The organism is Bradyrhizobium sp. SHOUNA76 (genome assembly GCF_023006445.1).
Lineage (GTDB): Bacteria > Pseudomonadota > Alphaproteobacteria > Rhizobiales > Xanthobacteraceae > Bradyrhizobium.
Genome location: NZ_JALBHA010000363.1, coordinates 1 through 6832 on the forward strand (window position 1 = coordinate 1; position 6832 = coordinate 6832).

A 6832-nucleotide genomic window follows, 5' to 3' on the forward strand; every position below is an offset into this window, starting at 1 on the left:
GGGGCGCTGGCGCAGACCATCGAGCGACAGACCGGGGTCAAGACGAGGGCTGAGGTGCTGCGCCGGGTGCGCGCCACCGAGCAGCAGATCGGCCTCTCGCGGGCCCAGCGCGCCACCAATGTGCAGGGCGCGTTCCAGGTATCCCCGGACCGCCAGGCTGAAGTCCAGGGCCGGCGCATTGTCCTGATCGACGACGTCCTGACCTCCGGCGCGACGCTGGATGCCTGCGCGCGGGCCCTGTTGCGTGCCAAAGCGGCCCAGGTCGACGTGCTGGTGTTCGCCCGGGTTGTGGAGGTCAGGTAAAGTCCCATATAATTCAATGAATTCATGACAAGAGAGCGCCAGACGAGATGATTGCTGCTGTCGAGATCTACACCAGGCCGGGCTGCGGCTATTGTTCCGCTGCCAGGTCGCTGCTGACCCGCAAGAAGGTGGCCTTCACCGAATTCGACGTCGCCAAGAACCCTTCCTGGCGGGCCGAGATGTACGACCGCGCCGGCGAGGGCTCGACCTTCCCGCAGATCTGGATCGGCGGAGCTCATGTCGGCGGCTGCGACGACCTCTACGCCCTCGATCGCGAGGGCAAGCTCGACGGCATGCTCGAAAGCGTGAAGGCAGTTTCATGAGCGAGAATCGGACGTTCACCGCCGCGATGGTTCAGATGCGCACCGGTTTGATGCCCGAGCCCAGTCTCGCGCAGGCCACCAGGCTGATCCGGCAGGCTGCGGGGAATGGCGCCGATTACGTGCAGACGCCCGAAGTCAGCAACATGATGCAGCTGAACCGCAAGGCGCTGTTCGAGCATCTGCAGAGCGAGGAGGACGACACCTCGCTGAAGGCTTACCGCGCGCTCGCGGCGGAACTGAAGATCCACCTCCATGTCGGCTCGCTGGCGCTGCGCTTCTCGCCGGAGAAGGCGGTCAATCGCTCCTTCCTGATCGGGCCCGAGGGCAATGTGCTCGCGAGCTACGACAAGATCCACATGTTCGACATCGAGCTGCCGGACGGCGAGAGCTATCGCGAATCCGCCAATTACCAGCCCGGTGAGACCGCCGTGATCTCCGACCTGCCCTGGGGCCGGGTGGGCTTGACGATCTGCTACGATGTGCGCTTCCCCGCGCTCTATCGCGCTCTCGCCGAGAGCGGCGCGTATTTCATCACCGTGCCCTCGGCCTTCACCCGCAAGACCGGCGAAGCGCATTGGCACGTGCTGCTGCGCGCGCGCGCGATCGAGACCGGCTGTTTCATCTTCGCCGCAGCGCAGGCAGGCTTGCATGAGAACAAGCGCGAGACTTACGGCCATTCGCTGATCATCGATCCCTGGGGCGAGATCCTCGCCGAGGGCGACGTCGAGCCCGGCATCATCATGGCCCAGATCGATCCGGCCAAGGTCGAGACCGCGCGTCGCGCGATCCCCTCGCTCCAGCACGGCCGCCGCTTTGGCGTGTCCGACCCCAAGGCGGGGCCGGATCATCTGCACCTCGTACGGGGATCGGCATGATCCGCTATGCGCTACGCTGCGACCGGGACCACGACTTCGAAAGTTGGTTCCAGAGCTCGTCGGCGTATGATTCTCAGGTCAAGCGCAAGCTCGTGACCTGTCCGATCTGCGGCTCGGCCAAGGTCGAGAAGGCAATCATGGCGCCGCGCATCGTCGGCAAGAAGGGCCGCGGGCGCGCGAGCCCGCCGCCGGAGCCCGCGACCACGCCCGAGGCCGCACCATCAGGTCCGACCTCGCTGCTGATGGCGCAGGAAAAAGAGCTGCGCACCAAGCTGAAGGAATTGCGCGATCACATCGTGAAGAACGCCGACAATGTCGGCGAGCGTTTTGCGAACGAAGCCCGCGCGATGCATTACGGCGACAAGGAGCACCGTCCGATCTACGGCGAGGCCTCGCCGGAAGAAGCAAAGTCGCTGATCGACGAGGGCATCGAGGTTTCGCCGCTGCCGACCCTGCCGGAAGACCGGAATTAGGTTTTCGCGTTCTTCGTCAGACGCCCACCAGTAGCGCCACGCCGACCACGATCAGCACAATGCCGAAAATCTCGCGCGGCTCGATTGGCTGCTTGAACGAGTAATACGCCACGCCTTGCGCGAACAGCACCTCGATCAGGGCGAGGGTGCGGACATTGGCGGCGGCGGTCAGCGCGAAGGCCAGAAACCAGAATTGCGAGGCGAAGGCGCCCATGAAGCCCGCGAGCATCGACGGCTGCCATAGCCCCAGAATCGCCCGCAGGATATTTGGCGCGCGCCAGAGCAGATAGATCGTCAGGATCAGAGTCTGCACGAGGAGGCCGAGCACCAGCGTGAACGAGGCCGCGGTCACGAACGATACGCCCGGCACGTTGATGATGGCGCCGCGAAACCCGACCGCGGAGAGCGCGAAGGCCGCAGCAGCAACGAGGCCGGTGATGGTCGGCCTCAATTCCGCAAAACTCTTCTCGCCGCCGGGCCGCAGCGCGGTGATGACGACACCGATGGTCGCGATGACGATCGCCAGCACCTTCAGCCAGGTCAGGTGATCGCCGAGAAAGACGAAGCCGAAGATCGCGGTCTGGATCGCCTCGGTCTTCAGATACGCCGTCGTCACCACGAAGGAGCGGTCGTTCATCGCCAGCAGCATCAAGCCTGTCGCGACGATCTGGCTGAGCGCCCCGAGCAGCAGCCACGGCCAGAACGCGGTCGGCGGCATGCCGAGTTGATCGCCGGTGGCGATCAGCACCGACCCCAAGAACAGCACCGAGAACGGGAAGCCGAACAGGAAGCGGATATTGGTCGCGCCCCAGGTCCCCAGCGGCTTCGTCAACGACCGCTGCATCGCATTGCGCGCGACCTGGCCCAGCGCGGCGACGATCGTGAAGGGAATCCAGAGGCTGGCGACGGTGAACATGGGGGTGGGGCTGGCTAGTGCTGGAAAGGTCGAGCCAACCTGCAAGCTGCAACCCACGCGGTCAACCACGTGGGCGTCATGGGAGCGATGCTTTCGCCACAATCTCCGCTGTCGTCCCTGCGAACGCACGACACCGTCTGTGGCGGAGCAGCTCGCGCCCCACTCACAGCCTCACACCATCGCTTCCGCCACCACCATGTAGTTCACGTCCATGTCCGACGAGAGGGTCCATTTGTCGGCGAAGGGCGAGTAGACCACGCCGGTCTGCTCGGTGATGACGAGGCGGTTGTCGAGCAGGTATTTCGTCAGCTCGTCGGGGGTGACGAACTTATTCCACTCATGGGTGCCGCGCGGCAGCCAGCGCAGGACATATTCGGCGCCGACGATGGCGAGCGCGAAGCTCTTCCAGTTGCGGTTCAGCGTCGAGACCACCATGAGGCCGTTCGGCTTCAGCATCGCGGCGCAACGCTTCAGGAAGACGCCGACATCGACGACGTGCTCGACCACTTCCATCGCCAGCACGATGTCGAAGCGCTCGCGCGGGTCGATCTCCTCCACCGTGGTGCAGCGATAGTCGATCGACAGATGCGCCTTGTCGGCGTGCAGCTTCGCGGCCGCGATGTTGCTGACCGACGGATCGACGCCGATGACCTGCGCACCCAGGCGCGACAGTGGCTCGCACAGCAGTCCGGCACCGCAGCCGATGTCGAGCACGCGCAGGCCACCGAGGCAGTTGAGGCTGCGCACGTTGCGCTCGAACTTGCGGCAGGCGGCGTCGCGGATATAGCCGAGCCGCAGCGGGTTGATCCGGTGCAGCGGCGCCATCTTGCCATTGGGGTCCCACCACTCGGCCGAGAGTTTTGAGAATTTCGCGATCTCGGCGGCGTCGACGGTCGAGCCCGGCTGGGCGGTTGCGGAAGTATTTTGCTGCATGCTCATGGTTACGCGCGGTCCTACCGCGTGGTGATCGAACTACGGAAGGCGAGCGGCGAGGCGATGGTCCGGATGGTTTCGCGGCCTTCGCCGACCCCGTTGATGGTCACATCGCCGTAGTTGAGAATACGTCCAAGGATCGTCTGGTTGACGTCGACGCTCTCGACCTTGTCCAGCGCCATCTCGAAGGTGCGGCGCTTGATGAAACCGGTCTTGTGCACGACCCTGAGATTGGTGACGTCGGTCTCGGTGGTGAAGCGGTGGAACCAGCCCTTCGCGGTCCAGTACAGGGCGGCGAGAGCCACCAGCGCCGCGGCGACGAGACACAGCAGCACGAGCCCTTCGACCGTGGTCTGCCGCGACAGCACGAACAGGCCCAAGGCCACGATCCAGGCCAGAATCGCCGGAAAATAGAAGATCCAGTGCGCATTGGTCGAATACAGCACCCGCTCGCCCGGCTGCAGGATTTCGTCAATATAGCGCGCCATAACCTGGATTAACCCATTGCCCGGATTGGCCGGAGCAGGAACCCGCTTGCCCCCGGCCCCGCCCCTCTGTATACGCGCGGTCGGATGCCCGCAGCATCGCCTTGCGCGGGTCACCATACTGATCCTTATGAAGGAATGCACGCGTCGTCATGAGCCGCCTCGTGATGAAATTCGGCGGCACATCCGTCGCCAACATCGAACGTATCCGCAACGTCGCACGCCATGTGAAGCGTGAGGTCGACGCCGGCCACGAAGTGGCCGTGGTCGTCTCGGCGATGTCCGGCAAGACCAACGAACTGGTGGCCTGGTGCACCGAGGCCTCGCCGATGCACGATGCGCGCGAATACGACGCCGTCGTCGCCTCCGGCGAGCAGGTAACCTCCGGCCTTCTTGCCATCGCCCTTCAGGGCATGGGCATCCAAGCCCGCTCCTGGCAGGGCTGGCAGATCCCGATCAAGACCAGCGACGCCCATGCCTCGGCCCGGATCGAGGACATCGACGGTAGCGAGATCATCAAGCGCTTTAGGGAGCGCAAGGAGGTCGCGGTCATCGCCGGCTTTCAGGGCATCACCGCCGAGACAAACCGCATCACCACGCTCGGCCGCGGCGGCTCCGACACCTCTGCCGTGGCGATTGCCGCAGCCGTCAAGGCCGACCGCTGCGACATCTATACCGACGTCGACGGCGTCTACACCACCGACCCGCGAATCGTGCCGAAGGCCAAGAGGCTCGACAAGATCGCGTTCGAAGACATGCTGGAACTGGCCTCTCAGGGCGCAAAAGTGCTCCAGGTCCGCTCGGTGGAACTCGGCATGGTCCACAACATGCCGATCTTCGTCCGCTCGAGCTTCGACAAGCCCGAGGATATCGACCCGCATGCCAACCAGCCGCCCGGCACGCTGATCTGCAGCGAGGAGGAGATCATGGAAAGCCACGTCGTCACCGGTATCGCCTTCTCCAAGGACGAGGCCCAGATCTCGGTGCGCCAGATCGAGGACAAGCCGGGCGTTGCGGCCTCGATCTTCGGCCCGCTCGCGGATGCCAACATCAACGTCGACATGATCGTGCAGAATGTCTCCGAGGACGGCAAGACCACCGACCTCACCTTCACGGTGCCGGCGGCCGACTATACCCGCGCCAAGGACACGATTACCGCCGCCAAGGGCAAGATCGGCTACGCGCGGCTCGATACCGCCACCGACGTCGCCAAGATCTCGGTGATCGGCAGTGGCATGCGCAGCCATGCCGGCGTCGCCGCCCAGGCGTTTTCGGCCCTCGCCGGACGGAATATCAACATCCGGGCCATCACAACCTCCGAGATCAAATTCTCGGTTTTGATCGACACCGCCTATACCGAGCTTGCGGTGCGCACGCTGCACACGCTCTACGGCCTCGATCAGACCTAGACTAATTTTCTCTTAGCGGTCGCAGCAAACGCGAAGGTGTACACACCTTCGCGTTTGGCAGGCGTTTTGCTTGGCAAAACAAGCCTCAATTCGCTATACGGCGAACAGGGTGGGCTGCCGTAGACTGTGTCCCAGTTCAGGCGGCACCGATTCGGTGCAAGCGCTAAATCTCGAGTGATTTTGGGCTTGTGCCGGCGCCGGACAAACAAATTGGTTGTTTTTCTGGAATTTTGGGCCAGCCGCCGGCCGATACCGCCGGGCCGGGCAGACGGAGGAGATTGACGGGACATGCGGAGCGCGTCGGGAGGTCCCCGCGTCTTGTTGAGACGGCTCCGCGAAACCATGGCGGAGCAGGTCTCGGCCCAGGAGCGGCTGGACAAGATCGTGGTGCTGATCGCCGCCAACATGGTGGCCGAGGTGTGCTCGGTCTATGTGCTGCGCATCGACAACACACTGGAGCTCTACGCCACCGAAGGCCTCAACCGCGAGGCGGTGCACCACACCGTGCTGAGCGCCCATGAAGGCCTGGTCGGCCTCGTCGCCAGCGAGGCGACACCGCTCAACCTGAGCGATGCGCAGAGCCACCCGGCCTTCTCGTTCCGTCCCGAGACCGGCGAAGAAATTTACCACTCCTTCCTCGGCGTGCCGATCCTGCGGGCCGGCAATACGCTCGGCGTGCTGGTGGTGCAGAACCGCGCCAAGCGCAACTATGTCGAGGAAGAGCTCGAGGCGCTGCAGACCACCGCGATGGTGCTGGCGGAGCTGATCGCGTCCGGGGAACTCTCCGCGCTGGCCCAGCCGGGCCAGGAGCCGGCCGCGCGCCATTCCGCGCAGAAGGTCGGCGCCATCCTGTCGGAGGGCATCGCACTCGGCCATGTCGTGCTGCACGAGCCGCGCGTCGTCATCAAGGACTACATCGCCGAGGACTTGCCCAAGGAAATCAAGCGGCTCGACACCGCGCTCGCCAAGCTGCGCGCCGATCTCGACCGCATGCTGGAGCGCGGCGACGTCGCCGCGGGCGGCGAGCACCGGGAGGTGCTGGCAGCCTACCGCATGTTCGCCACCGCCCAGGGCTGGTCGCACAAGCTGCACGAGGCGGTCGCGACCGGCCTCAC

The 6832-nt window shown here is 64.6% G+C and carries 9 protein-coding genes; 6 read left to right on the forward strand and 3 right to left on the reverse strand.

Annotated elements, in window-relative coordinates; genetic code table 11:
- The 4 genes from MOV74_RS27525 to MOV74_RS27540 form a co-directional block, all read left to right on the forward strand.
- A partial coding sequence (locus tag MOV74_RS27525) for a ComF family protein (RefSeq protein ID WP_258719557.1) occupies window positions 1-303 on the forward strand: 303 nt, incomplete at its 5' end.
- Between the two features lie 47 nt (window positions 304-350).
- A complete protein-coding gene (gene grxC, locus MOV74_RS27530; RefSeq protein WP_246929723.1) occupies window positions 351-626 on the forward strand; it encodes a glutaredoxin 3 in 276 nt (91 codons plus the stop codon).
- Window positions 623-1501 carry a carbon-nitrogen hydrolase family protein gene (locus MOV74_RS27535; protein WP_246929724.1) on the forward strand — a complete coding sequence of 293 codons (879 nt, stop codon included), beginning with the start codon at window positions 623-625 and terminating at the stop codon, window positions 1499-1501. The genes grxC and MOV74_RS27535 overlap by 4 nt, the downstream gene beginning before the upstream one ends.
- On the forward strand, window positions 1498-1974 hold the full coding sequence (locus tag MOV74_RS27540) for a DUF1178 family protein (RefSeq protein ID WP_246929726.1): 477 nt from the start codon (window positions 1498-1500) through the stop codon (window positions 1972-1974). The genes MOV74_RS27535 and MOV74_RS27540 overlap by 4 nt, the downstream gene beginning before the upstream one ends.
- Before the next feature lie 16 nt (window positions 1975-1990).
- Here the strand turns inward: MOV74_RS27540 and MOV74_RS27545 are convergent, their stop codons facing one another.
- The 3 genes from MOV74_RS27545 to MOV74_RS27555 form a co-directional block, all read right to left on the reverse strand.
- Window positions 1991-2890: an EamA family transporter gene (locus MOV74_RS27545; RefSeq protein ID WP_246929728.1), complete on the reverse strand. Its 900-nt coding sequence runs from the start codon at window positions 2888-2890 to the stop codon at window positions 1991-1993.
- A gap of 171 nt (window positions 2891-3061) precedes the next feature.
- Complete coding sequence (ubiG, locus tag MOV74_RS27550) at window positions 3062-3829, reverse strand: bifunctional 2-polyprenyl-6-hydroxyphenol methylase/3-demethylubiquinol 3-O-methyltransferase UbiG (protein ID WP_246929730.1); 768 nt, start codon at window positions 3827-3829, stop codon at window positions 3062-3064.
- Between the two features lie 14 nt (window positions 3830-3843).
- Complete coding sequence (locus tag MOV74_RS27555) at window positions 3844-4311, reverse strand: PH domain-containing protein (protein WP_246929732.1); 468 nt, start codon at window positions 4309-4311, stop codon at window positions 3844-3846.
- Between the two features lie 149 nt (window positions 4312-4460).
- Here MOV74_RS27555 and MOV74_RS27560 point away from each other — a divergent pair, with 149 nt between their 5' ends.
- Window positions 4461-5717 carry an aspartate kinase gene (locus MOV74_RS27560; RefSeq protein ID WP_246929733.1) on the forward strand — a complete coding sequence of 419 codons (1257 nt, stop codon included), beginning with the start codon at window positions 4461-4463 and terminating at the stop codon, window positions 5715-5717.
- 288 nt (window positions 5718-6005) lie between these two features.
- Window positions 6006-6832: GAF domain-containing protein (locus MOV74_RS27565; RefSeq protein ID WP_246929734.1), on the forward strand; the 827-nt coding region annotated here is incomplete at its 3' end.

Excerpts from the sequence above, each read along its gene's own strand:
- grxC (WP_246929723.1), top strand. The coding sequence starts at position 351 with ATGATTGCTGCTGTCGAGATCTACACCAGGCCGGGCTGCGGCTATTGT.
- MOV74_RS27535 (WP_246929724.1), top strand. The coding sequence starts at position 623 with ATGAGCGAGAATCGGACGTTCACCGCCGCGATGGTTCAGATGCGCACC.
- MOV74_RS27540 (WP_246929726.1), top strand. The coding sequence starts at position 1,498 with ATGATCCGCTATGCGCTACGCTGCGACCGGGACCACGACTTCGAAAGT.
- MOV74_RS27545 (WP_246929728.1), bottom strand. The coding sequence starts at position 2,890 with ATGTTCACCGTCGCCAGCCTCTGGATTCCCTTCACGATCGTCGCCGCG.
- ubiG (WP_246929730.1), bottom strand. The coding sequence starts at position 3,829 with ATGAGCATGCAGCAAAATACTTCCGCAACCGCCCAGCCGGGCTCGACC.
- MOV74_RS27555 (WP_246929732.1), bottom strand. The coding sequence starts at position 4,311 with ATGGCGCGCTATATTGACGAAATCCTGCAGCCGGGCGAGCGGGTGCTG.
- MOV74_RS27560 (WP_246929733.1), top strand. The coding sequence starts at position 4,461 with ATGAGCCGCCTCGTGATGAAATTCGGCGGCACATCCGTCGCCAACATC.